The following is a 24,368-nucleotide window of genomic DNA, read 5'->3' as shown; positions in this document are numbered from 1 at the left end:
GCGCGCCTCCTAATCCGTCCGAAGCACCGGCAGCAGCACGTGGCTCGGATATTCCGCAGAGTGGTAGATCGTTTGCGTGGCCGCGATCGGCTCTGGATCGTCATACGGGTTGAGCCCCGTGTTCGAGTTCGGGAACGCGACGAACTTGCTGGACGAAGTCACCGAGAAGCGTATCCGGTGTCCGGCGGCGAAGCGATGGGCAAGGTTAGGCATGAAAATATCGAAGCGCTCCGCGCGGCCCGGCGTCAGCGGCTCCGGCTTGTCGTAGCCGTTGCGATACTTCGCCCGGACGATGTACGAGGATAGCAGAATCGAGTTACCCGCTTCGTCCACGTCGCTCAGCGCAACGACCCAGTCGGTGTCGACGGCGGAGCTGGACGCGTACAGTACGGCGGACAACTCGCCAGCGACGGTAAGCGGTTCGGCCAGCTTCTCGCTCGTATAACAGAGCACGTCTTGGCGCAGCTCGATCGTCCGGCGGTTCTCCGGCTCCCGCTCGCCGCAGTCGGCGACGGGATCGGCCGGGTTGTAGACGTATGTATCCGCCGAAGCGTCCGCCACGCCTCCCGGAGGCGCGCCGCTCAACGTGCCGTCGCCGTACGCCGAATTGGCGCGGCCTTGGCCGCCGAGGTAGAACGGCGTCGCGGTCGATTCCGACGGCGTCCAATCGTCGGAATCGCGCCACTCGTTCTCACCGACGACGTAATAGCGGGCGCGAGGCTCCGTATCGATGCCGTTACGAACGCCTTTTAGATAGCGGTCGAACCAGCGAAGCACGTTCGCGTCGTAATCGTATACCACCGAGTCTTCGCCGTGCGCGACGCCCTTGAAGTCCCGCGAGCGGTTCGGCCCGTGCTCCCAGGGTCCGAGCCAGATTCTGCGATTCGGCACGTCGTGCTCGGTCAATAGCCGCCACGTCTCCGATACGCCGGCGCTGTCGCCGTCGTACCAGCCGGAGATGACGAACATCGGCACGTTCACCCGATCCGCGCGCTCCGAGTGCGTGCATTGCCGCCAGAAGTCGTCGTACTCCGGATGCTCGCTCCACAGATCCCACGGTCCCGAGTCCCGGCCGATCATCTGGCGCGGGATGTCGCGGATCGGCCGCGCGTCTACGGCTTTCTCCGGGTCGACGGTAACGCCCGCGAAGATCTGGAAGTCTGTCCGTGTGCCGACCGATTGCGCCAACGTCCAGCAGAGCAGCGGCCACGAGCATACCGTCCCGCCCCGGCGTACCGTATCGACGAACGGAGACCCAACGTTCACCTCGTTGACGACGGCTTTCAAGCTCGGATGACCGCTCGTCGCGGCCGCCATGACGACGTAGCCCAGATACGAGGCGCCCCACATGCCGACGTCTCCGTTCGACCAAGGTTGCGCGATAATCCAATCGATCGTATCGCTGCCGTCTTCCCGCTCGTGGTAGAACGGGACGAGCTCTCCCTCGGAATCCGCGCGCCCCCGCACGTCTTGATTAACGACCGCGTACCCTTTGTACGCCCAACGCAGGAACGCCTCCTTGCGCAAGTTCCGGTCGTAGCACGTCCGGACGACGATCGTCGGCAAGCGCGTACCCGGAGCAATGCCTTCCGGCAAGTAGACATCCGTCGCCAACCTTACGCCGTCGCGCATCGGCACAAGGAACGTGCCAAGGTCATTGACCCCATACGAGGCTTGCGACAACGAAGGATCGTCGTAGACGATGAGCGGCGTCAGCTTCTCGCAGCCTTCGCGAACGAGGATCTCCATCCCGTAGCGGTTCGGGCAAACGAAGGCGATAACGTCTCCGTCCAACGTCACGATGTCCACGGCCGTGTCTCCGCGCTTCGCCCAGACTTGGGAGGTCCGGCCGCCGTCCGAATACGTCACGTGGCGATGATACGTCTCCCCGTTGTCCACGGCGACGCGGTCTCCGCTCCACGCCGCGCGCCGGTACGCCGTCATCGCCTCGCGAAGCTTGGCGAGCTGGAGCGCGTACTTCGCCCTGTCGTCCAGCGCGTTCTCCTGCATGAGCGTCCGGCGGCGCGCGTCCACCTTGGCGTGCATGACCTTATCGTCGGCGAAGCGAATCTGGCCCTCGAAGACGCCTGCGCAGTACAAGTTGTAAATCGTCATCCTAGGCGCCTCCTATCCCCATACCTGTTCGAATACGCGCAGCCAGTTGCCGCCGATGATCTTGCCGATGTCTTCATCCGAGTAGCCGCGCGATACCAAGCCCCGGGTAAAGTTGATGAACAGTCCATATTGCTCCAGTCCGCGAACCGTCTCCGTCGACGGTCCGTCTCCCTTCGCGAAGCCGAGCTTCGGCGCGATATGCTCCTTGAAGTAGACGAGCGACCAGGCGACGTCGCTCATCGGCCAATCCGTGCCGATGCCGACATGGTCGACGCCGACCAGCTTGACGATATAGTCGATATGGTCGAGCACGTGCTCGATCGTCGTCGCGTTCGGGTCCTCGTGCACGAACCACGGCATCGCGAATACGCCGATGACGCCGCCGGTAGCGGCGATCGCTTGCAGCTCTTCGTCGCTCTTGCAGCGGCGATGCGGGTAGATCGCTTCGACGCCCGTATGGGAAGCGATGACGGGCTGCTTCGACAGCCGGCACGCGTCGAGCGTCGTCTGCTTGCCGCAATGGCTCGTGTCGACGACGATGCCTAGCTCGTTCAGCTTGGCGATGAACGTCATGCCGTAGTTGGAGACGCCGCCGTTCGACAGCTCCATGCAGCCGGAGGCGATGGCGTTCTGGTTGTTGTACGTCAACTGGAGCACGCGAAGGCCGAAGGCGTGAAGCGATTCGAGCAGCTCGAGGTTCTTGCCGAGTCCCGTCGGGTCTTGCGCGGTGACGATGCCTGCTTTCAGCCCTTGCCGCTTGGCCTTCCGGATATCCTCCGCCACGAGCGCCTTGACGAGCCAATCGAAGGCGTCGAACTGCTGCTGCGCCTCGCCCATGCTCGTCATGATGCCTTCCGTGCTCGACAGCTCGAGCTCGCGGTTGCCCGCCGTAATGCCCGAACGATACCATTCTTCCTTGAAGGCCGGAATTTCTCCGCGGACGGACATCTCGCGAATCCGCTTCATCGGCAGCGCGCTATACGCCATCGGATCATCCTTGAGCGGCTCGCATTCTCGCTTGATCCGTTCCGAGATCTCTTCCGGAATGACGCTTGGGGATAGCGGACCTTGGAACAACAAGTCGATGACGATGCTGCGATCGTGAATGCCGCGCGCTCTCTCCTCCTGCTCCGCCGTCAGGCGAAAATCATATAATCCGTAACGTTCGTTATGTTCGCTCATGATGCCACGCTCCTATATTGCAATCGATGTCCCTATGCCGAGCGCCTTCGCTCTTTCATACACGTAAGCCGCCGCTGCCAAGTCTTCGACCGCAAGGCCGAGCGACTTGAACAAGGTGATCTGCTCGTCCGACGTTCTGCCGGGGACCGTACCGGCCAGCGCCTCTCCGAGCTCCCCGACGATATGGTCGCCTCCGATCGCGCCTTCCGCAAGCGGGATCAAGTAATCTCCCGCTTCGCCCTCGGCCGATTCCCGGCGATCGACGTATAGCCGCGCGCGCTGCACGATGCCGGTGGCGAGCTCCCGATCGGCGGGACGGCAAGCGCCGACCGCGTTCAGATGGGCGCCTTCGGCGATCCACCCACCCTCCAGCACCGGCGCCGTCGAAGACGTCAGCGTGCAGACGATATCGGCTTCCGCGACCGCTTCCCGGGCGGTGTCCGCGACCTCGATCCGAATATCCGCGTACTTGGCCGCCATCTCGCTCGCGAACCTCACCGCGTGCGCCCGATTCGGGCTCCACGCCCGGACAAGCTCGATCGGCCGCACGAGAAGCAGCGCCTCGAGATGGCTTCGCGCCTGCTCTCCCGTGCCGATCAAGGCGAGCGATCGCGCATCCGCCCGCGCCAACAGCTTCGTCGCCGCGGCGCTGACCGCCGCCGTGCGGATCGCCGTCAGCCGGCGTCCGTCGACGATCGCGTTCAGCGTGCCGTCGGTCGCGTCGAACAACGCGACGACGCCTTGGTGGGAGGGCAATCCCTTGGCGTGATTGCCGGGAAACACGCTGATCAGCTTCGCGCCGACAAGCTCTTGCCGGATCAAGTAGGCCGGCATCAGCCCCATTAAGCCCGCTTGACTTACGGGAACGACGGACCTCAATTGCTGCTCGGCTTGTCCCGCGGACAAGTCCCGCAGCGCCGTCTCCATCAGCCCGATGCATGCCTCCATGGACAGCAATTCGGACACTTCGTTCTTGTCGATCACTAGCACGATAGGTTCACCCGCTTGCTTCGAATCTTCTGTCCTCTCATTGTACCTTAAATCGTTCTCATGCGTCGCGATAGCGGTCCGGTTCCATTTTCTAACACGCCATTAACGTCAATAACCCCGGAACGTCCCCCAGCAGGTGGAGGAAGTTCCGAGGCCATGCCTTACAGTTGCCGAATAATGTTGTCGAAGTCCTGCGCCACGTCGATCCACGTACGGGCAAGAACGCCTCTCGCCGCATCCCTCTGCCACGAAATCCGATGTCTGCCGAGCTGGCGCAATTGAACGATCGCGCGGGCGATGTCGTTCGCGTCGTGAGGATCGAAGCCGAATAGGATGTCCGCATGGGGCACCACCTCGCGAACGACGCCGATTCGCGCGGCCGCCGCCGGCGTGCCGACCGTGAGCGATTCCAGAATCGGCAGCGGGAAGCCCCCTTCGAACAACGTCGGGACGATCGTCCCGCTTGCGTAACGATAGAGGGAGGGCAGATCCTGCCCCGGTATGCGGCCGATGAAGCGAATATCCGGGCAGCTCTCGATCAACCCGCGAATAGGCGCGTTCTGGAGCATCCGGTCCGGCGTATCCGTGAGCACGAGCTGCAAGCCGCTTGCTTGACCGTCCTCCGTGCTTTTGTATAAAGCGAAGCCTTCGATCAGCCGCTCGCCGTTCTTATGCAATCGCAGGACGGTCGGGAACGTGACGTACTCGCCGTGCAGCCCGTATTTGTGCCGAAAATCGTGCTCCGGAACGATTCCCATATGGGCGTCGGGAGCCGCGTGCCGTACGACGTGCGTCCGCGGGGCTTCCAATCCGAGGAACCGCAGCCCTTCATGCTGGCGAATATGGTCGGACAGGAAGGTGACCGCATCGGCCCGATGCGCCAAATCGTACGCGAAGCGGTCGAGAATATGGCAGCGCGCCGGATCTTCCTTGTAATACACGTCCGGATAATGCCAGTGAACGAGATCGTGCAGGCACAGCACGAACGGTTGCTCCAATCCGAGAGCCGGCATTAATCCGACATACGGAACGATCCACGCGTCCACGCGAACGTCCCGATTGATCTGCTCCACGCTGTTCGTGACATGAATGGCGACGCGTCCGCCGAATCGCTCGTTCGCGCTCGCGAACAAGCCGCGCACGCTCTCCGCGTTATCGACATTGGTCGCCACTTGAATGACCGAGCCGGGATTCAGCGTCAGCAGCCCTTCCACCAAGCTCACCGTGAATCTGGATATTCCTTCGCCGTCGAGCCTCACGGCTTCCGTATAGATGAGGAATATCCCGATTCTCCGAGGCTCTCTCCCGCTTCGCAGATCCCCGCGGTATACCGACGGACGAGCGAACGAATCGACGGGCGGCGCTGCAGCCTTCAGCATCGCTTGGGCTTCGGGCGACAGCAGCATCTCTTCCAGCATCTTCAGCCTCGGATGCCCTTGCCGCAGGCTTGCCATTCTCGCATCGATCTCGGGCGCGCTCGGATTACGGTTCAACAGCTCCGCATACATGGCGTATATATACGCGAGCTCGGGCGAGGGAAGGATCTGCTGCATGACGTTCGCGATCGTTCGCGAAAGTCTGTCCATCGGCCTCGTCGGCAGATCGCGATACATTTGCTCCGCTGCCGGACTGGCCATCAATTCGGCCGCCACCCTGACTTTCGGAACGCCCGCCGCCAGCTGGCCCGCGCCTCTCTGAAGCTCGGCCGGATTCGGTTCGCGGTGCAGCACTTGCCGGTACAGGGCCGCGACGAACGGAGCGCCTCCGGCTTGCATGAGGCCATGAAGCTTCTGGATCAATCTCGTACCCTGCGCGCCGCCCTGACGGACGCCGGCCGACCTGCGCGTTATTCTCCTCCCGCGCCCCCGACCTCTCCGCGCTCTGCGTCTCGCGCGAACGTTGCGATGGTTGCGGCGAAGCTTCAGCCTCCGCTTGCGCCCCGGCCTCCGAGAGCGGGTCGATCGCCTGAGGGATACCCTCCGCTTCCGACCGCGGGCCGATCGCTTGCGGGATACTCCCGCCTTCCTTCTCCTGCGTCGCTTCACGCCTATCCCTCCCGTCTTGCTGGCGATTGCCGGCGCTAGGCCAACTGTAGAATGAGGTTCCCGTATTCCGAGGCCACGTCTCCCCAAGTTCGGTTAAGCACGCCTCCGACGGAGGAACGCTGAGCCTGAGCCCACCCCTTGTCGGTTCTTCGCAGCTTGCCGATCGCCTGCGAGATATCGGATACCTGATACGGATCGAACGGATGCAGCAGCTCCATGCTCGTCGCTACTTCTTCGACGACGCCGATCCGGCCGGCGGCGACCGGCGTCCCTACGTTAAGGGATTCGAGGATCGGGAACGGACAGCTTCCTTCGAACAGCGTCGGGACGACCGTCCCCGTCGCGTAGCGGTAGAGCGACGGCAGATCCGCGCCCGGAATCCTTCCCAGGAACCGTATTTGGGTCCGAATCGATTCCGGACAACGATCCAGCGCCGCGCGAATCGATTCGGTCTGCCGGGCATGCTCGAGCGTATCCGTGAACACGAGATTCAGGCCGTCCGCCTGCCCTTCCGGCGTGCTCCGGTAGTGCAGGTAAGCTTCGATCAGCCGGTCGCCGTTCTTATGCAGCCGCAGTACGGTCGGGAACGTAACGTAAGCTTCGTACAACCGATACTTATCGCGGAAAGCCTGCTCGTCGGCGATTCCCGCTCCGGCATCGGGCGCGGCCGGACGAATCACGTGGGTACGTTCCGGAGGAAGGCCGAGCATCCGCAGTCCTTCATGTCGACGAATGAATTCCGACGAGAAAATAACGGCGCTCGCGCGATGGGCCAAGTCGCGAATATAGCGGTCCATCATATGGCAGCGAATCGTCTCCGCATCGTAATACATGCGCGGGAAGTGCCAATGAACGAGATCGTGCAGGCAGACGACGATCGGCTTCTTCAAGCCGAGCGCCAACGGCAGCCCGATATAAGGAACGATCCATACGTCGACCCCGATGTCCTGGTTAGCCGTCTCGACGCTGTCCGTCGTATGGAAATGGACGCGTCCGGGGAACCGCTCGTACGCCGCCCCGAAGATTCCGGCGTTGTGCGCGCTGTCCGCGGTCATCGCGACATGGATGAACAGGTTAGGGAACCGCGACAACAAGCCGTCGGCCAGATGCGTCGTGAACCGGCCGATGCCTTCGCCGTCCAAGCTGACCCCTTCCGGGAACATCAGGAAGATGCCAACCCGGGTGGCGGAGGCGGCGCTTCTCGTCTCGCGTACGGCGGAGCCGCGCCATACGGAACGATCGACCGGCGGCGAGTCCGCCGCGAGCAACGATTGCCCTTCGCTCGACGACAGCAGCTCCGCGAACAGCCTCAGGCGAGGCATGCCGCCTCGCAGCAACGCGTGCGTGCTGTTCAGCCCGCTCGTATCCGGAACCCGGCCGTACAATTCCGAGTACAAAGCATAAATATAGAGGAGATCCGCTCCGAACAGAATCTGCTGCATGACGTTCGCGATCGTACGGGCATGCGGCTGCATCGGTTCGGGAGACATCCGGTTATAGTTCCGTACGGCTTCCTCGCAGCCGATCAATTCCGATATGATCGTCGTCTTCGCCGTTCTTGCCGATAACTGCTGCATTCTGGCGTTCAATTCGACTTGGCTAGGCTGCCGATGAAGCACTTGCTGATACAACGCCGCGACGAACGCATCGTTCGGCAACCGCACGAGCGCGTGAAGCTTATGAATGATTCTTTCGCCGGTGCCCGCGACGACCGCCGGGGGAAGCGATGCTCGGCGATTCCGCCAACCGCGATTTCTCCGCAATCTGCGTCTGCGTCTCCCCCGAAGCTTGCGCAACCCCTTGCCTCGAAGCCTGCGGACGCGCCTGCCCCGCAACCTTCGCGTCCGGACGTTGCCTGCCTTCGGCCTTCGTCTGCGAGGTCCTCTCCTTCCGCGGGTCGGCTTGCGTCTAGGATTCCGTCCGCGCTTGCTCGCTCGCTTCATGCAAGCCCCCACCTCCCCCTCGTTAGTCTCTTCCCTAGGGTATTACGACGGCGCGGATTAGGCACGGCGTTCGTCCATGGGCGCGGTATGGACGACTATTTTTTGCGAGGTGGACGAACATCCATCCGCTTCCCCGCGCGCATGAATATGGATAGTGTAATCAAATCGCCTTGCGCTTGGCCGGAAGGAGCGGATCGACTTTGAGACTCGAAGGAGACTCCGACGCGCGCCTCGTCATTATCGGCGCGGGCGGTCACGCCAGAGTAGCCGCGGATTGCCTGAAGCACCGCTACGACATCGTCGGTTGCACGGCTCGGGGCTCGCATCCGTCCGGCCCTCTGCTCGTGCTCGGAGACGACGGCCTGCTTCCCGAATTGCGACGGCAAGGCATCCCGTTCGCCTTCGTGGCGATCGGGGATAACGCGCTGCGCCGCAAGCTTGGCCGACAAGCCGTCTTGGACGGCTTCGAGCTGGCTACGGCGATCAGTCCGTTCGCTTATATCGCCGATCGCGTCACGGTCGGCAAGGGAACCGCGGTCATGGCGGGCGCGATCTTGCAGCCCGACACCGTCGTAGGGGAACTATCCATTATTAATACCGGAGCGTCCGTCGATCACGACGGGAGAGTCGGAGCGTGCTGCCATATCGCGCCGGGATGCAACATCTCCGGCGGCGTGACGATCGGAGACGGCGCCTTCCTGGGGACGGGGACCAAAGTCATCGACGGGATCTCGATCGGGGAAGGAGCCGTCATCGGAGCCGGCGCGGTCGTCGTTCGCGATATTCCCGCTTATACGCTCGCGATGGGCGTGCCCGCGAGAGCGGTCAAATCGCTGGAGCAGAAGGATGGTTGGAGATGAACCGATTTTATCCGATGTCTATTCCCCGTTTGGACGGCAACGAAGCGAAATACGTCATGGACTGCTTGCAGTCTACCTGGATCTCGTCCAACGGGAGCTATATCGAGAAGTTCGAACGCGCTTTCGCCGACTTTTGCGGCGCGAAGCACGCGATCTCATGCAGCAACGGCACGACGGCGCTTCATCTGGCGCTGCTGGCGCATGGCGTGGGGAGAGGCGACGAGGTGCTCGTCCCGACGCTGACGTTCGTCGCGACCGCCAACGCGGTCGCTTATTGCGGGGCTACGCCCGTGTTCGTCGACGCGGAGCCGGCCACCTGGAACTTGGATCCCTCCCTGCTCGAACGATACATTACGCCGCGAACCAAAGGCATTATTCCGGTCCATCTCTACGGTCACCCCGCGGATATGGATCCGATCAGGCAGCTCGCCGACAAGTACGGACTCTTCGTCGTCGAGGATGCCGCGGAGGCGATCGGCGCGCGTTATAAAGGCAAGACGGTAGGCTCGATCGGCGATTGCGCCACCTTCAGCCTGTTCGGCAACAAGACGATCACGACCGGCGAAGGCGGGCTCGTCACGACCGATAACGACGAATTGGCCGGCACGATCCGGCAATTGAAGGGCCAAGGCCAAGATCCTCGCCGCAGGTATTGGTTTCCCGTCGTCGGCTACAACTACCGCATGACGAACGTCCAAGCCGCGATCGGGCTCGCGCAGATGGAACGGATCGACTGGCATGTAGAAGAGAGGATCCGCATCGCGAACCGCTATGCCTCCAAGCTGGAGAACGACCCGCGGTTGCAGCTTCCCGTCGAGATGGAGTGGGCTCGCAACGCTTACTGGATGTACGGCGTCGTGCTTCGCGGCACCGACGCGGCGCTCAGGGACGACGTCATGCGGCGGATGTTCGAGAAGGGAGTCGAGACGCGGCCGTTCTTCTACCCGATGCACGCGCTGCCTCCTTACGAGGCCGGGCAACCGAACGATCGGTATCCCGTCGCCGACCGAATCTCCTCGCAAGGCTTCAACCTGCCGACGTACGGCGGACTATCGGAAGAAGATATCGACGATATCGTCGCCAAGCTGTTGGAGACGCTGGACGAGATGCTTCCCGTGTAACGACGACGATGTTCGTCATGAATCGGGCCCGCGCCTACACTGGCGCGGGCCCTTGTCGCTGCCTCCGCGGACCGAGACGTCGAATCGCGACGACATGAATGCCGGTAAGTGATATGATCGTAATAAAATCGCGGCTCGAGGTGTTGGCGTGGATTGGCACAAGGTACCGATTAAGCTTCTCGATATCAGGCTCGTCAAGCTGTCGCAAGGGGCGGTGCCCCCTCCCTACACGCTGCCAGCTAACGCGTTCCTGCTCGCCGTTCAAGGCTCGGCCGGCCTTGCGCTGGACGGCGTTCGGTCGGCGCATGCGCAAGGTCAGCTGCTGCATGCCGGCAAAGGAGCCTCTCTCGAGATTAGCGGCATCGCGACGTCGCCGTTCGGCTACTACCTCGTGCTGTACAAGCCGATGGCATCGGGGGGCGAAGGCGGCACGCTCGGCAAGCTGATCTTCAAGGACTACGGATTCCAGATGCCGGAGGGTCTGAAGCAATTCAAGGACGGAGGCACCGCTCTGTCCGTGGAAGCGTTCGTCGCCCAACCGGCCGACTACTTCTTCACGCAGATGACCGACGAAGAGATGGCCTCCTTGACGGAGAAGTTCAAGGAGCCGCTGTACCAATCCATTCCGGCCGTCAAGAACAATCGCGTCATCAACGTCTCCAGGGATAAATGGAACTACGGACCGTATCTGGTCGATGAAGCGGTAGACGAGTTTATCGAGAAAATGAAGCAACTGCAATAGAAGACGACAGCCTGGAGCGATATGCTCCAGGCTGTTTCGTTAGGCTTGCTCCCCCGCCGGATTCACCGCGAATAGCGAATGAATGTTGCCCTCCGGATCGGCGAAAAATCCGGCCGTATGCCCCCAGGACATCTCCTGCGGTTCCGCGATGGGCACCGCTCCCTTGGCCACGAACGCCGCGAACCGCTCCCGGACGGCGTCCGGGGATTCGCACTCGAAGTTCAGCTCGAACGCTTGTCCCTTCCGCGATTCCATGAAGGACGGATGCCGGTTCGTATTGTCCGCCATCAGCGACCTCACGCAGATCGCCAGACGAATTCCTTCGTTCTTGAATTCCGCGTAGTGATCTTCTTCGATGACCGCCTTGAATCCAAGCACGTCCCGGTAGAACGCCGCCAAGGCGCCGACGTCGTCTGCCAATACGGTTATGCCTTCCAATCGAATGTTCATCGTTCATCCTCCGAATTTATTAATTACCAGATTATAGCACGACATTGCCTAGGCGTCAGCCTCTCGCATAACCTCTCGCGCTTAGCCGCGGACACTACAGCCCTTATTAAGCCGAATATCCGCAATTCTTGAACGTGCGCGGACACAGCGAACGCTATTCACGATACCAACAAGCAATCAGTGGCTCCTCAGTCCGAATAGCGACCGCCATGTCCGCATCCAAATCGAAAAACAGGGTTTTTACCGAAATAGCGTCCTGTGTGTCCGCATCGACATGCGGGAGCGCGTGTCGGCAGCGATATCGGAGTCGGAGTCGGTAAACATGCCAAGCACGCGAAAAACGGGAAAGGCCTCCAGGCCCTCCCCGTTCCTCGATTCCTCTATAGCGTCCGTACTCCGATCAATACTGGCTCAAGTAAGAACCGCCGATGACGGTTATCGTCGAGATGCCCGGGCCGGTCCAGCCGACCGCGAGGTTATCCCCGCCTCCGCCTTCCTTATGCAGAATCTCGAAGTAGTACGGTTGACCCGCCGTCAGCGTAATGGCTCCCGATTGCTGGGTCGTGTGTTTGTTCCATTCGCGCACGCCCGTGTACTCGTACGTGCTCGCGATTTGCGCCTTGTTCGAAGGGCTGTTGTTCGTGCTCAGCCACAGCTGGGAGGCGTCGTCCGCCGCGATGTAGAACGTGTACGTGCCGCTCGTCGTCGGCGTAATGTAACCGCGAATGCGGTCGCCGTAGTTGTCCGCCCAGTTCGTCGGTCCTTCCAGGCTGGTCAGCGTCGCCGTTCCCGATGGGGATGTACCCGTCGGAATGTCGCCTACCGACGTGCCCGATATGCCGGTCCAGTACTCGCGGATGACGCTGCCCGCGCCGCCGCCCGTGCTGCCGGAATCCGTCGTGACGGACAACGAACCGCTCGCCGCGGACAGGTTGCCGGCCGCGTCCTTCGCCTTGACCGTGAACGTATACGCCGTGCTCGGCGACAGGCCGCTTACCGTATACGAGGTGCCGGTCGGCGAGCCGACAAGCGTCGTGCCGTTATAGACGTTGTAGCCGGTCACGCCGACGTTGTCGGTCGACCCCGTCCACGTCAGATTGACGCTCGTGCTGGACTTCGAAGGCGAAGCGAGGTTGGTCGGAGCGCTCGGCGATTGGGTATCCGAGCCGCCGCTGCCGCCGTTATTCACGTCGCAAGTCTTGTACGTGCCCGGGATCGGATCGCCGAAGGTGCTGTTGCCGCAATAGACGGAGTTCGTGAACGTTCCGTACGCGTAAGATCCGTTCGCTCCGTAGCGGACTTCCTTCGTGCCGCTGAACGTACACGTATTGTTCTCGCCCGCGCAGTTGACCCAATTGGCCGCGGAAGAGCTGCTCGTCGTTACGCTCAGCGCGGAGCTTGCCGCGGAGACGTTGCCGACGGCGTCCTTCGCCTTCACGGTGAACGAGTAAGACGTGTTCTCCGTCAAGCCCGTCACCGTGTAGCTCGTGCCGGTCGTCGTACCCGCGAGCACGGAACCGTTATACACGTCGTAACCGGTCACGCCCACGTTGTCCGTCGACGCCGTCCAGGACAAGTTGACCGTGGTCGTCGTCTTCGACGGCGACGTCAAGCCGGTCGGAGCCGTCGGCGATTGCATGTCGGTCGCCGCGTTCGTGGTGACGCTAAGCGCGGAGCTCGCGGCGGACAGGTTGCCCGCGGCGTCCTTCGCCTTGACCGTGAAGCTGTACGTCGTGCTCGGCGACAGACCGCTTACCGTCGCCGAAGTACCCGTCGACGTCGTCGCCAGCGTACCGCCTCTATAGATCTCGTAGCCCGTCACGCCCACGTTGTCCGTGGAAGCGGTCCAGGACAGGTTGACGCTCGTGCTCGTCTTCGACGGCGAGGACAGTCCCGTCGGCGCGGAAGGCACCGTCGTGTCCGCGGCCGCGTTCGTCGTCACGCTGAGCGCGCCGCTCGCGGCGGACGCGTTGCCCGCGGCGTCCTTCGCCTTGACCGTGAAGCTGTACGCCGTGTTCGGCGACAGGCCGGACACCGTGAACGTCGTGCCCGCCGTCGTGCCGGCAAGCGTCGAGCCGTTGTACACGTCATAGCCCGTGACGCCGACGTTATCGGTCGAGGAAGACCACGACAGATTGACGCTGGTGCTCGTCTTCGAAGGAGAGCTTAAGTTAGCCGGCGCTGAAGGTGCCGTCGTGTCCGAGCCGCCGGTGCCCGCGAGGTTCACTTCGCAAGTCTTGTAGTAACCCGGCGCCGGATCGCCGAACTGGTTCGTCGAGCAGACGACGGAGTTCGTGTAGTAGCCGTAATTGAAGCTGCCGTTCGCGCCGAAGCGCACTTCCTTCGTTCCGGAGAACGTGCACGTCTGGTTCTCGCCCGCGCAGTTGACCCAGTTCGCGAGCGGATCGGTCGTCGCGCTGACCGAGTTGCTCGCCGCGGATACGTTGTTGGAGGCGTCCTTCGCCTTGACCGTGAACGTATACGACGTGCTTGGTTGCAGCCCGTTGATCGTCGCGAACGTGTTCGTGGCGCCCGTCGTCGAACCGACGACCGTGGAGCCGCTGTACACGTCGTAGCCCGTGACCGCCATATTGTCGGTCGACGGCGACCAGGCGAGGCTGACGGTCAAGTCCGATACGTCCGTCACGGCCAAGCCGGTCGGAGCCGTCGGAGCCTGCGTATCGCCCGCCGCGGTCGTGACGCTTAACGTATTGCTGTTGGCGGACAAATTGCCCGCCGCGTCCTTCGCCTTGACGGTGAAGCTGTAAGCCGTGCTCGGCGTTAGGCCGGATACCGTGAACGTCGTGCCTGCCGTCGTGCCGGCAAGCGTGCCGCCTCTGTATACTTCGTAGCCGATGATGCCGACGTTATCGGTCGCGCCGGACCAGCTCAGGTCGACCGTAACGTTTGACTTGGACGGAGAAGTCAGCGTCGGCGCCGTCGGCGCTTGCGTATCCGGCGGACCGGCGTACACGTTGATCGTCTGCTCCTTCAAGCTCGCGCGGCCGCCGTTATCCCACACGACGAGCGTGACGCGGTAGTTGCCCGGCGTCTGGTACGTGTACGTCGGGCTCGTCGCCGTTACCGGCGGACCCGCGCCCAGATCCCACAGATTTTCCACGATCGTGCCGTTGTCCGTGGACGTGTTCGTGAACGTGATCGGCTGCCCGAGCTGCACGGACAGCGGCGACGTGAAGTTCGCGACGGGCTTCGGATCGCTGAAGCCGCGGCTCGTCAGCTGCGTGTTCGTGCCGTTGCCGCTGACGGTATTGCCCGACCATTCCAGATCCGCCGCGGAGGAAGGATACTGGTCGATGGACGGTCCGGCGTTGCCCGTGATCGTGTTGTTAATGAAGCTCAGGCGATCGGTGCCGGAAGCGGTCGTGATCTCGATGCCTTTGCGTCCGTTGTTGATAATATTGTTGCTGTCGAACGTCAGGTTCCGGGAATTGCCGTGAATCCGGATGCCGTTGCCTTGGTAGCCGTTATAGGCTGCGGCCGGATGGTTATTCGGACCGTCCTTGAACGTGTTCTTATAGAAGTATTGATATTGCTCCGTCTCGCCCGTCCCTTCGCCCTGGAGCTGCATGCCCCACATGACGATGTTCTGGACCGTGTTGTAGCCCCAGTATTGGTAGCCCGTGCCCGGCGACTGCTGGATGCCGACCTGCTGGCCGCCGTCGACGAGGTTATCGGTCGTGACGCCGTGCGTGACCATGACCTCGAGCCCCATGCCTTGGACCGTGCCGTCCGTCGTATGGACCGTATTGCGGCGCACCGCGATGTATTCGGAGCGTACCGCGCTGATCCAGTGGTCGACGTTGTTGTCTTCGATGACCGAGTAGTTGCAGCTCGTGTGCAATTCGATGCTCAGTCCGTGCTCGTGACGGCCGGAGCCCGTGATCGTGTTGCCCTTGACGACGACGCCGTTACAGCCGTCGCTCGCGAAGATGCCCCCGCGTCCCGTCTCGGAGATTGTGTTGTTCAAAATTTGCGTGTTGTTCGAGTTCCATCCTGCCCGGATGCCCGCGCCCCATGTGGAGTTCACGCCGATATTGGAGATCGTGTTGTTCGAGATGATGGAGTTGGAAGTCGCCGAGAGGAGAATGCCGAACGGGGCGAAGCCGTCCGACTTCGTGATGTCCTTAATGATGTTGTCGTGGATGTAGTGGCTGTCTCCAGGCTCTCCCCAGATGCCGCTGATAACGTGGTTGTTGCTGTTGCCGTCCAGCGTCAGCTGGGCGATCTCGACGTTCGATTTGTTGCTGAGGTTGATCATGTTGTTGTCCGTCGAACCGACGTACTTGATGATCGAAGTCGTCTTGCTCTGGCCGATCAGCTTCACGCTCGACTTCGCGATGAGCGAACCCGAGATCAGATACGTACCGGACGGAAAATATACCGTATCCCCCGCCGCTGCCGCCGTGATGGCGTTATTGATCGCCGTCGTGTCGTCCGTGGAGTCGCCGCCGTTCGCCCCGTAGGACGTGACGTTCACCGTCGCCGCGGATGCCGCCGGCAGCGGAATCACCGGCAGCAGCATGGAGGCCGCCAGAAGAATACCCGCCAACCGCTTGCCGGGCCTTGCCGTTATTCTGTTTCCCCGCATTTCATCATTCATCTCCTTTGATCGTGTGGTTTCGTTCGCTTGCTTTGCCTCGCCATGGAGTCAGAAGCCAAACGCTGCCGTACGGTCGATATCGCCTCCCTTCATTCGCGGATACGTCTATGATCGCACGCGCGCGCGCGGGGCGTGTACTATCCTTTTCGCCAATCGATACCGCGGCGGCTATGATATTTGCGAAAAGGTCGCTTCGAGACTGGCGAAAAAACGAAAAGAACCTCTCCCGGCCGCAGCCGGGAAGAGGTTCCCGCAGTCATCGCTATGCTATTGCTTCGCCTTCAACGTCCCCAGCAGCTTCGTCAATCGTTCGAACGATTCGTTCATGCCGCCCTCCATGCCGGATTGCAGCATGCCGTCGCGATCCGCCACGGAGCGGAACACCGACTCCATCTTCACGACCGTCCGGTCTCCCGGTAGCGATTCGAACACGGCCGTCTCCAGCGTCACGTGCCCTCTCTGAGGCATGCCGAGGAACTCGAACGTCTGCACGATCCGCTCCGGGGCGGTCACTTCGTGGAACGTGCCGCAGAACGCGTACTCCCCGTTGCCGTTAGGATCCTTGGAGACGTATCTCCACGCCCCTCCGTCCCTGGCGTCGAATATCTGCAGGTCCATCGAGAGCCGGTTCGGCCCCATCCACTCGACGAACAGCTCCGCGTCGGTGAACGCTTCGAACACGAGCTCGCGCGGCGCGTCGAACTCCCTCTCGATCAGAATGACTTGCTTGCCCGGCTCCGCCGTTACTTTCGTTTCGTTTACTACCGCCATGATCTCACTCACCCTTTTCTTCGGATTGCGAACGGCCTCGCTCCATCCGCGCTTTCAATAAGTCGTCGAGTCTGTCGAATCGCTTGCTCCATAGCTGTCTGTACCGCTTCGCCCACTCCTCGACTTCGGCGATCGCCTGCTCGTTCAAGCGATAGATGCGCTGCTGCGCCTTCTTCTCCACCGTTACCACCTGCGCCTCGCGTAGCACCTTCAGATGTTGGGAAACCGCTTGGGGACTAACCGTAAAATGACCGCAGATGTCCGTCGCGGAGAGCGAGCCCTCCTCGGCAAGAAGTTCGACGATATGGCGTCTGTTCGGGTCGGCAATCGCTGCAAAAGTGTCCATGGCTCCACTATAAACCAATAACTTAATTAAGTAAATACTTAAATATAAAATTCATTTCCTGTCGACACCTTGTCCGGAGGAACTTTCCAAATTCTCCAGCGTAATACTCTTGAAGAGAAAAGCTCGACGCAGACGGGAGGTGCAACTTGGAAATTCTCATGATGACGTTGTTCATAATCGGCGTCGGTTACGCCGTTCTAACGACCATCGTCGGCGACGTGTTCGGCGTGGAAGCGCACGCGGGCGATCTCCCTTACTTATCGCCGACGGTAATCGCCACGTTCGTAACGGTATTCGGCGGAATCGGCTACCTGCTGCTGCACAACACGGAATGGAGCGCGGTTCCCGTTGCGGGCGTGGCGCTGCTCGCGGGGCTGGGCGTCTCCTCCGCGATGATGTTCCTCGTCGTCATCCCGCTTCAGGCGGCGCAGAAGGGCGCCGCGCAATCCGCGAAGACGATGATCGGACGCGCCGCCCAAGTCGTGACGCCGATCGAAACCGCGCGCTTCGGCGAGATCGTATACGAGCAAGCCGGCGCCCGCCACAGCGCCCCCGCGAAAGCCCGCGGCGACACCTTGATCGAGCAAGGGGCGAACGTGCGCATCGTCGGCGAGCAGTCCGGCACGTTCGTCGTAGAGAAAATCTAACTACCCGATTCAATTACAGAGAGGAAGATCCCATTGACCCTGGACGCTACGATCTATATCCCGGTCGGCATCGTTATCGCTATCATTCTACTAATCATCGTATTCGCATCCCGTTACCGCACCGTCAAAGCCGACGAGGCGATGATCGTGACGGGCGCGCTGACCGGAGAAGGCATGAAGATCGTCAAGGCCGGCGGCACGTTCCTATGGCCGGTCATCCAGAGCTCTTCCTTCCTATCCCTGCAAGTGCAGACGATCGAGATCCACACGCCGGAAGTATATACGATGCACGGCGTGCCGGTCATGGTGGAAGGAGTCGCGCAGCTTAAAATCAAAGGCGATCTGGAGTCGATCTCGACCGCGGCCGAGCAGTTCCTCGGCAAGCCGGAGGAAGAGCTGAAGGGCATCGCGACCCAGACGATGGAAGGCCATCTGCGGGCGATTCTCGGCACGATGACCGTCGAGGACGTGTACCGCAACCGGGACGAATTCGCCAAGAACGTTCAAGAGGTCGCGGCGAGCGACCTGAATAAGATGGGACTGCAGATCGTGTCCTTCACGATTCGCGACGTCCGCGACAAGAACGGCTATCTGGAAGCGCTCGGGCAACCGCAGATCGCCTCCGTCAAACGCGACGCGGAGATCGCCAAGGCGAACGCCTACCGCGACGAACAGATCGCGAAGTCGAAGGCGCTGGAGGAAGGCAAGAAAGCCGAGTTCAACGCGGAGACGAACATCGCGGAGTCGCATAAGCAGATGGAAGTGAAGAAGGCGGCTTTCAAGCAGGAGCAGGATATGAAGAAGGCGGAGGCCGACCAAGCCTATAAGCTGCAGGAAGCGAAGACGCTGCAATCCGTCAAAGCCGAGGAGATGCAAATTCAAGTCATCGAGCGGGAGAAGCAGATCGAGCTCGAAGCGAAGGAAATCGACCGCCGCGAGAAGGAGCTCGTCGCGACGGTGAAGAAGCAGGCGGAAGCGGAGCGGTTCGCGCAGGAGCAGCGGGCAGAAGCCGATCGCTACCAGATCGAAGCGAAGGCGAAGGCCGAAGCCGAATCGGTACGGCTGGCCGGTAACGCGAACGCGGACAAGGAAAGGGCCGAAGGTACGGCCCAAGCGGACGTCATCCGGCTTAAGGGTCTTGCCGAAGCCGAAGCGAAAGACAAGATCGCGGACGCGCTCCGCAAGTACGGCGAAGCGGCCGTCGTCGAGCTCATCATCCAGAAGTTCCCGGACATCGCGCGCGCGATCGCCGAGCCGTTGTCGAAGACCGAGAAGATCGTCATCGTCGACGGAGGCGGCAGCGGTCCGGGCAGCGGCGCGGGCAAGGTAACCGGCTACGTGACCGACCTGCTGGCCAAGATGCCGGAGACGGTTAACGCCTTGACCGGCGTGGACGTGAACCAGCTGTTGCGCAGGCTGGCGAACGGCGATGGCGCGATGAAGAAGGACGGCGCCGTCGAGCTGCCCGGCCGGGCGGACGCCTAAGATAACGAAAGCGGCAGGTCGAAGACCCGATTCACGGTCTTCGCTTGCCGCTTCGTCTTGTTATTACAAGTACCGGTGCCGCTGCCTTCTCATCCACTGGGTCGCGACCCACTTCTCCCCGACCGCGACGGGATTGCCCGCATGCAGCGTCAGTTCGTTCAGCCGGTCATCCGTGTAGAAGTATTCGAAGTAGACGGCGCTTCCCTTCTTCGGCGTCACCGAGAAGCCAATCGACGGGAAATACGTCTCGCCGCCCTCCTCCACGTCGTTCAAGTACATGACGAGCGTGCTGATGCGATTGTTGACGACGTTCCCGGACGTGAAATAGTCGTAATGGGGCTGGTACTGTTCGCCGGGCTTGTAATGCAGGATTTGCAGCGGCTCAGCGTGCGTGACCGGCACGTTCATCAGCTCGGCTACCCGCGTCTCGATCCGCTCGATCAACTCGTTCTCGCTTTCCTCGAAGAACATGCTGCTGCTCGTGCGTATGTCGCTCACGGTATGGGACTTGCCGATCTTCGCCCGCTGCGTCCGCTCTTGCGCGAGCGCGATCAACGCGTCGCACTCCTCGTCGCCGAGCACGTTATCGAAGACGAGAATGAGCGGTTCCCCGAGCTTGGCGACCACTCGAATCTCTTGATTCGCCACCATGAGCTTGTTCCCATTAGCCTGTACGATCGTCTGCTCTTGAACTGCCATGTCGCGCCTCCCGAATTCCTAATGTTCTAAAAATTCGGCAAACGCGATCGATTCTCCTTCCTTCGCATTCGATTGAGCAAACGGGGGCCACCCTGAAACCTTGTTATCCATCAGTTCGTATTCCTAACAACTATAGAATGGGGGATATTTCCATGGCTTACTTGCTTTTCGGTATCGTTTTGTTTTCTTTTCTCGCCATTCTTGCTTGGATAGGCATGATCGTTATTAAGATCGTAGGCAAGCGAGAACTTCCTACCGCCAATTACGCGCCATTCGATCACATAACCGGTCACTCGTCGGTCGAGTTTCACGAGGAGAAAGAAGAACATGAAGATGAGGATGACCAAGGCGACGATAAGGATAGGCTTCGATATGCGCACGAGTCGAAATAACGCCATCACATAACGCTAAACCATCGCAACTTGCGCACAAATCGAATTAACGCCGTCACATAACGCTAAACCGTCGCGCCTCGCGCACGAGTCGAAATAACGCCGTCACATAACGCTAAACCATTCCACCTCGCGCACGAGTCGAAATAGTGCCACCACATAACGCTAAACCATCGCACCTCGCGCGAAAGGGGCTGTCCCAGATCGGAACAGCCCCTCCTACGCCTTATGCAATGCGTTTATTCCCCATCCCGCTCCGCCAACTCGACGCGTTCGATGACCGCCGTCAAGAACGCGAGCGCCAACCCTTGGCCCCAGCCTTGCGCCCACTTCTTGTCGATGCTCAGATAGCCTTCGATGTCGTTCATGACGGCGGTGCCGCCGGAGACGTTCATGACGCGCCCGTTCGGCGCGATGTTCGCGAGGACGCCGTCCAGCGCCTTCTGCACGTACTTCCCGTGCAGCGGATTGCCCTGCGTCACCATCGCCGCCGCGATGCCCGCCGTCGCGGACACTTCGCCGTACGCCTGCGGATAGTCGAGCACGGTGCCCCACAGGCCATCGTCGTGCTGCAGCTTCTTGAGCGCCGCGAGCTGGTCGCGCAGGGCGCTCCAGATGTGCATCATCGGCGGATATAAGTAGCCTTCAGGCACGCCGGCGGCCGCGCGGGACATCGTGTAAGCCGCCCAAGCGTTGGCGCGCGCCCAATACATACCCGACATGTGGTCTTGGCCGATATGGTTATAGCCGTGGTACCACAAGCTGTCGTCCTCGTCCTGCAAGTAATTGATATGCCAGAAGAACTGGTTCAGCGCGTCGTCGACGAGCCGCTTCTCCTTCAGCAGCACGCCGACGCGCAGCAGGAAGTAGCCCGCCATGAACAGCGTATCCGCCCACGCCTGCTCGGGAAAATCGTTCTTGGCCGACACCGTATGCTGAAGCACCCGGTCGCCGAAGCGCAACGCGCGATTCTCCAAGTAATCGACTTTGCTCATGATGAGATCGAGGTACTTCTGCTCCCCCGTCTGCTCGTACAAGGTAACCAGCATGTGACCCATGGCGCACGTGTTGACCGTCCATTCAGCCGGCAATCCCGCTTCGACGTATTCGTCCGCGAAGGCGGCCATCCGGTCGAGATACTTCCTCTCTCCCGTTACCTCGAACGCGCGGCTAATGCCGTAGTAGGCGACGCCGCACGGCCAATCCCAAGTCAAGTCCATTCCGAACGTGTATTCGACGACGTTATCGACGATACGAAGCAATTCGGCCTTGTTCGCGTTCGCTTTCATCTCGATTCCTCCATCTATATCCGAAGCCTCTGCGCAAGGCAGAGGCTCCGGAAGCTGTTCGTAACCTATTAGTTGAATTTACCCGCGTCGATCGCGGCTTGCTTCTCGTCGAGAATCTCTTGGTAACCGGACTCGAGGTACGTCTTCTTCGCTTCCTCGTAAGCCTTGTCGAAATCTTCAGGCTTCGCCAGGGCGACCTTCACGTACAGCTCTTGGAACAGGGAGTTCAGATCCGCCTTGTACTCGTTCACCTTCTCGAGCACGACGCCGAATAGCGCGTCCGGCGTGCGGAATTCCGCGGTTTGTTCATAATAATTCAGCGTATCTTCCGCCAAGTATTCGTAGCCTGCAGGCGACCAGTTGCGCAGGTTCGCTTTGCGGGTAAGCGCGGGATCCGGGAATTCCACGCCTTCTCTGACGAGCGCGGAATAGTCTTTGTTGTTGTTCTGCGACAAGACGGACTCGCCTTTGTAATCCGCATTCTTGACAGGGAGACCGTCCGCGTCCAGCGTGTAGTTCTGGCCTTCTACGCCGTTCTGCATGTAGAACAGGTTATCCGGCTGGCTCAGCCATTCGAGGTACATCCATACCGCGGCGCGTTCCATGTCGGACGACTCGTAGTTGATGCCCATGATCAAGCCGAACGGCCAGTAAGCGCGCTGTTGCGGCTTATTGCCTTCCGGAATGCCGGAGGTCGGCGGCAATACGGCGAACTTGGCTTCCGGATGGTTCTTCAGCGTGGCGGCGATGACGTCGGTGTTGCTCGATAGGTACAGACCGTACGTGCCGGTCTTGCCCGCGACGAATTCGGCCTTGATCTTAGCGTCGTCGTTGCGCAGGTAGAATTCCTTGTCGATGAGACCTTTGTTCACTTGTTCGTTCAGGTTGCGCAACCACTTCTCGCCCGCCGGGCTCGTCAGGTCCGCCACGCCGAGGTCGGAGTAGAGGGCGCGCTGCTTCGGATCGATCGGCCAGTCGCGGAAGCCGTAGCTGAAGATGTAGTTGTTCTGCGTCAGCGCGCCGCCCAGGACGCCGAGGCCGGCTTCCTTCCACTTCGCGAGCATCTCGTTCGTCTTCTCGAGCGACGTCAGATCTTCGACCTTCATGCCGACCTTCTCAACCCAGTCTTGGCGGATGAGCGTCGTGAAGTTGTCGACCGCCGGGCGAGCCGCGAAGAAGAAGGCGTTCTTGCCGTCGACCTTGCCGTATTGGTCGATCGTCGCGCTCATGTTCTTCCAGTACGTCGGCGCGTAGTTCGCGATCTCGTCGTAGTTCAGCTCTTGCATGACTTCCTCGCTATAGTAAGCGAGCGCTTGGGGCATGTCGTAGTGATAAATAATATCCGGCGCCTTATGGGACGCGAGCAGCTGCTCGTAGTCCGTCACTTCGCTCTGGCGCGTGATCGGAACGTACTTCACGTCGATGTTGTACTTGTCGCCGAATTCCTTCTGCACCCAACGCGTATAGTAGTTGTCCGTGACGTTCCAGCCTTCGAACGCGCGCTCGTATACCGGGATCTCGAGCGTTACGCGCTCCGGGAAGCCCTTGGAGTAGTCCGCGAATCCGCCGGCGCTCTCGCTCGGGCTGGCCGAGCTGCTGGCTGCCGGCGTCGATGCGGCAGGGCTGCTGCTCGACGCTTCGTTATTGTTATCGTTCGAACAACCTGCGAGAAGACTCGTTCCCATTACTGCCGTCAGCAGCGCCGACGTGATGACTTTCTTTTTACTCATGTGCGTTGTTCCCCCTGATTAATCGAATTTGGGTTACTCCTTGACCGCTCCGAGGAGCGCTCCTTGCACGAAGTACTTCTGGATGAACGGGTAGATGAGAAGAATCGGCACCGTCGCGAAGACGACGCATGAAGCCTTCAACACCTCGGGATTGCTGAGCGATACTTGCGTCGCTTCCAGCTGGAAGCTCTCGCTCGCCTGAATGACCAGATAATACAGCTTGAGTTGCAGCGGGCGCAAATCGGTGTTCTGCTTGATGTAGAACAAAGCGTCTTGGTACGTATTCCAACGACCGACCGCGTAGAAGAGAGACAGCGTCGCGATGATCGGTTTGGACAACGGAAGCACGATGCTCGTCAGAATCCGGAAGTGTCCGGCGCCGTCGATGCGTGCCGATTCCTCCAGGCTGACCGGGATGCTATGCGTAAGCGCGGTCTTCATAATGAGGAAGTTGAACGCGCTGAACGCCGGCGGCAGGATGATCGACCATAACGTGTCGAGCATGCCGAGGTTGTTCACGAGCATGTACTCGGGAATAATGCCGCCGTGGAAGTATAACGTGAAGGTGAAGATGATCGTGAACAGCGTGCGACCCCTGAACTGCTTCCGCGATAGCGGATACGCCGCGAAGATCGTGACGAGAAGGCCCAGCGCCGTGAACAGCGCCGTCGAGATGATCGATACGTACAGGGATTGAATGATGCTATCGTCGGCGAAAATTTTCTTGTACGCCTCGATCGTGAAGCCTTTCGGCCAGATGAACACCTTGTTCGCGATGACGTAGGCGTCCTCGCTGAACGACTTGGACAGAACGTGCACGAACGGCAGCAAGCAAGCCAGCGAGGTGGCGATCAGAGAGAGGCGGATCAGCACATCCCAGATGTCGAATCGTTTCCTGCCGCTTACGGCAATGGTGCCGGCGGATGTTCTCATGCGTACG

At 60.8% G+C, this 24,368-nt stretch carries 19 protein-coding genes; 6 read left to right on the top strand and 13 right to left on the bottom strand.

Annotated elements, in window-relative coordinates:
• Positions 1 to 9: 9 nt before the first annotated feature.
• From ACFQZG_RS14945 to ACFQZG_RS14925, 5 genes are all read right to left on the bottom strand, one after another.
• The gene (locus ACFQZG_RS14945) at positions 10 to 2,115 is read right to left on the bottom strand and encodes a CocE/NonD family hydrolase (protein WP_378153828.1); all 2,106 of its coding nucleotides are present in this window, start codon (positions 2,113 to 2,115) and stop codon (positions 10 to 12) included.
• Between the two features lie 12 nt (positions 2,116 to 2,127).
• A complete protein-coding gene (locus ACFQZG_RS14940) occupies positions 2,128 to 3,297 on the bottom strand; it encodes a dipeptidase (protein ID WP_378153827.1) in 1,170 nt (389 codons plus the stop codon).
• 12 nt (positions 3,298 to 3,309) lie between these two features.
• Entirely contained in the window at positions 3,310 to 4,287 is a 978-nt protein-coding gene (locus ACFQZG_RS14935; protein WP_378153825.1) for an ornithine cyclodeaminase family protein, read from the bottom strand.
• Positions 4,288 to 4,448: 161 nt separating this feature from the next.
• Positions 4,449 to 6,332, bottom strand: coding sequence for a glycosyltransferase (locus ACFQZG_RS14930; RefSeq protein ID WP_378153823.1), 1,884 nt, complete (start codon positions 6,330 to 6,332; stop codon positions 4,449 to 4,451).
• Between the two features lie 35 nt (positions 6,333 to 6,367).
• The gene (locus ACFQZG_RS14925) at positions 6,368 to 8,275 is read right to left on the bottom strand and encodes a glycosyltransferase (protein ID WP_378153821.1); all 1,908 of its coding nucleotides are present in this window, start codon (positions 8,273 to 8,275) and stop codon (positions 6,368 to 6,370) included.
• Between the two features lie 200 nt (positions 8,276 to 8,475).
• On the opposite strand from ACFQZG_RS14925, the gene ACFQZG_RS14920 reads away from it, so the two are divergent.
• From ACFQZG_RS14920 to ACFQZG_RS14910, 3 genes are all read left to right on the top strand, one after another.
• On the top strand, positions 8,476 to 9,135 hold the full coding sequence (locus ACFQZG_RS14920) for an acetyltransferase (protein ID WP_378153819.1): 660 nt from the start codon (positions 8,476 to 8,478) through the stop codon (positions 9,133 to 9,135).
• On the top strand, positions 9,132 to 10,256 hold the full coding sequence (locus tag ACFQZG_RS14915; protein WP_378153817.1) for a DegT/DnrJ/EryC1/StrS family aminotransferase: 1,125 nt from the start codon (positions 9,132 to 9,134) through the stop codon (positions 10,254 to 10,256). The genes ACFQZG_RS14920 and ACFQZG_RS14915 overlap by 4 nt, the downstream gene beginning before the upstream one ends.
• Positions 10,257 to 10,404: 148 nt before the next feature.
• A complete protein-coding gene (locus ACFQZG_RS14910) occupies positions 10,405 to 10,998 on the top strand; it encodes an ABC transporter substrate-binding protein (RefSeq protein ID WP_378153815.1) in 594 nt (197 codons plus the stop codon).
• Between the two features lie 39 nt (positions 10,999 to 11,037).
• On the opposite strand, the gene ACFQZG_RS14905 is transcribed toward ACFQZG_RS14910, so the two are convergent.
• From ACFQZG_RS14905 to ACFQZG_RS14890, 4 genes are all read right to left on the bottom strand, one after another.
• Positions 11,038 to 11,448 carry a VOC family protein gene (locus tag ACFQZG_RS14905; RefSeq protein WP_378153812.1) on the bottom strand — a complete coding sequence of 137 codons (411 nt, stop codon included), beginning with the start codon at positions 11,446 to 11,448 and terminating at the stop codon, positions 11,038 to 11,040.
• 400 nt (positions 11,449 to 11,848) lie between these two features.
• A complete protein-coding gene (locus ACFQZG_RS14900) occupies positions 11,849 to 16,057 on the bottom strand; it encodes a fibronectin type III domain-containing protein (protein ID WP_378153809.1) in 4,209 nt (1,402 codons plus the stop codon).
• 279 nt (positions 16,058 to 16,336) lie between these two features.
• On the bottom strand, positions 16,337 to 16,840 hold the full coding sequence (locus tag ACFQZG_RS14895) for an SRPBCC family protein (protein ID WP_378153807.1): 504 nt from the start codon (positions 16,838 to 16,840) through the stop codon (positions 16,337 to 16,339).
• Positions 16,841 to 16,844: 4 nt separating this feature from the next.
• Entirely contained in the window at positions 16,845 to 17,186 is a 342-nt protein-coding gene (locus tag ACFQZG_RS14890; protein WP_378153805.1) for an ArsR/SmtB family transcription factor, read from the bottom strand.
• Between the two features lie 146 nt (positions 17,187 to 17,332).
• Between ACFQZG_RS14890 and ACFQZG_RS14885 the strand changes: the two genes are divergently transcribed.
• Together ACFQZG_RS14885 and ACFQZG_RS14880 are read left to right on the top strand one after the other, a co-directional pair.
• Positions 17,333 to 17,833 carry an NfeD family membrane protein gene (locus tag ACFQZG_RS14885; RefSeq protein ID WP_378153803.1) on the top strand — a complete coding sequence of 167 codons (501 nt, stop codon included), beginning with the start codon at positions 17,333 to 17,335 and terminating at the stop codon, positions 17,831 to 17,833.
• Between the two features lie 33 nt (positions 17,834 to 17,866).
• Positions 17,867 to 19,318 (top strand): flotillin family protein, encoded by a 1,452-nt coding sequence (locus ACFQZG_RS14880; protein WP_378153801.1) that lies wholly within the window; start codon positions 17,867 to 17,869, stop codon positions 19,316 to 19,318.
• Between the two features lie 63 nt (positions 19,319 to 19,381).
• On the opposite strand, the gene ACFQZG_RS14875 is transcribed toward ACFQZG_RS14880, so the two are convergent.
• A complete protein-coding gene (locus ACFQZG_RS14875; protein WP_378153799.1) occupies positions 19,382 to 20,017 on the bottom strand; it encodes a 2OG-Fe(II) oxygenase in 636 nt (211 codons plus the stop codon).
• A 152-nt stretch (positions 20,018 to 20,169) separates the two neighbouring features.
• Between ACFQZG_RS14875 and ACFQZG_RS14870 the strand changes: the two genes are divergently transcribed.
• A complete protein-coding gene (locus ACFQZG_RS14870; RefSeq protein ID WP_378153797.1) occupies positions 20,170 to 20,409 on the top strand; it encodes a DUF3951 domain-containing protein in 240 nt (79 codons plus the stop codon).
• A gap of 239 nt (positions 20,410 to 20,648) precedes the next feature.
• Here ACFQZG_RS14870 and ACFQZG_RS14865 read toward each other — a convergent pair whose 3' ends face one another.
• The 3 genes from ACFQZG_RS14865 to ACFQZG_RS14855 form a co-directional block, all read right to left on the bottom strand.
• Positions 20,649 to 21,698, bottom strand: a complete 1,050-nt coding sequence (locus ACFQZG_RS14865) for a glycoside hydrolase family 88/105 protein (protein WP_378153796.1) — start codon at positions 21,696 to 21,698, stop codon at positions 20,649 to 20,651.
• Positions 21,699 to 21,766: 68 nt separating this feature from the next.
• On the bottom strand, positions 21,767 to 23,428 hold the full coding sequence (locus ACFQZG_RS14860; protein WP_378153795.1) for a type 2 periplasmic-binding domain-containing protein: 1,662 nt from the start codon (positions 23,426 to 23,428) through the stop codon (positions 21,767 to 21,769).
• Positions 23,429 to 23,461: 33 nt separating this feature from the next.
• Positions 23,462 to 24,361 carry a carbohydrate ABC transporter permease gene (locus tag ACFQZG_RS14855; RefSeq protein WP_378153793.1) on the bottom strand — a complete coding sequence of 300 codons (900 nt, stop codon included), beginning with the start codon at positions 24,359 to 24,361 and terminating at the stop codon, positions 23,462 to 23,464.
• Positions 24,362 to 24,368: the final 7 nt, after the last annotated feature.

The organism is Cohnella sp. GCM10027633 (genome assembly GCF_042675445.1).
GTDB lineage: Bacteria > Bacillota > Bacilli > Paenibacillales > Paenibacillaceae > Cohnella.
The sequence above is the reverse complement of the archived record's forward strand: the minus strand, read 5'-3'. Positions and strand labels throughout refer to the sequence as shown.

What these genes read in the sequence shown, in the direction of transcription:
- ACFQZG_RS14940 (WP_378153827.1), bottom strand. Translation starts at nt 3,297, where the DNA reads ATGAGCGAACATAACGAACGTTACGGATTATATGATTTTCGCCTGACG.
- ACFQZG_RS14895 (WP_378153807.1), bottom strand. Translation starts at nt 16,840, where the DNA reads ATGGCGGTAGTAAACGAAACGAAAGTAACGGCGGAGCCGGGCAAGCAA.
- ACFQZG_RS14855 (WP_378153793.1), bottom strand. Translation starts at nt 24,361, where the DNA reads ATGAGAACATCCGCCGGCACCATTGCCGTAAGCGGCAGGAAACGATTC.
- ACFQZG_RS14865 (WP_378153796.1), bottom strand. Translation starts at nt 21,698, where the DNA reads ATGAAAGCGAACGCGAACAAGGCCGAATTGCTTCGTATCGTCGATAAC.
- ACFQZG_RS14860 (WP_378153795.1), bottom strand. Translation starts at nt 23,428, where the DNA reads ATGAGTAAAAAGAAAGTCATCACGTCGGCGCTGCTGACGGCAGTAATG.
- ACFQZG_RS14915 (WP_378153817.1), top strand. Translation starts at nt 9,132, where the DNA reads ATGAACCGATTTTATCCGATGTCTATTCCCCGTTTGGACGGCAACGAA.
- ACFQZG_RS14925 (WP_378153821.1), bottom strand. Translation starts at nt 8,275, where the DNA reads ATGAAGCGAGCGAGCAAGCGCGGACGGAATCCTAGACGCAAGCCGACC.
- ACFQZG_RS14875 (WP_378153799.1), bottom strand. Translation starts at nt 20,017, where the DNA reads ATGGCAGTTCAAGAGCAGACGATCGTACAGGCTAATGGGAACAAGCTC.
- ACFQZG_RS14945 (WP_378153828.1), bottom strand. Translation starts at nt 2,115, where the DNA reads ATGACGATTTACAACTTGTACTGCGCAGGCGTCTTCGAGGGCCAGATT.
- ACFQZG_RS14870 (WP_378153797.1), top strand. Translation starts at nt 20,170, where the DNA reads ATGGCTTACTTGCTTTTCGGTATCGTTTTGTTTTCTTTTCTCGCCATT.
- ACFQZG_RS14905 (WP_378153812.1), bottom strand. Translation starts at nt 11,448, where the DNA reads ATGAACATTCGATTGGAAGGCATAACCGTATTGGCAGACGACGTCGGC.
- ACFQZG_RS14890 (WP_378153805.1), bottom strand. Translation starts at nt 17,186, where the DNA reads ATGGACACTTTTGCAGCGATTGCCGACCCGAACAGACGCCATATCGTC.
- ACFQZG_RS14900 (WP_378153809.1), bottom strand. Translation starts at nt 16,057, where the DNA reads ATGCGGGGAAACAGAATAACGGCAAGGCCCGGCAAGCGGTTGGCGGGT.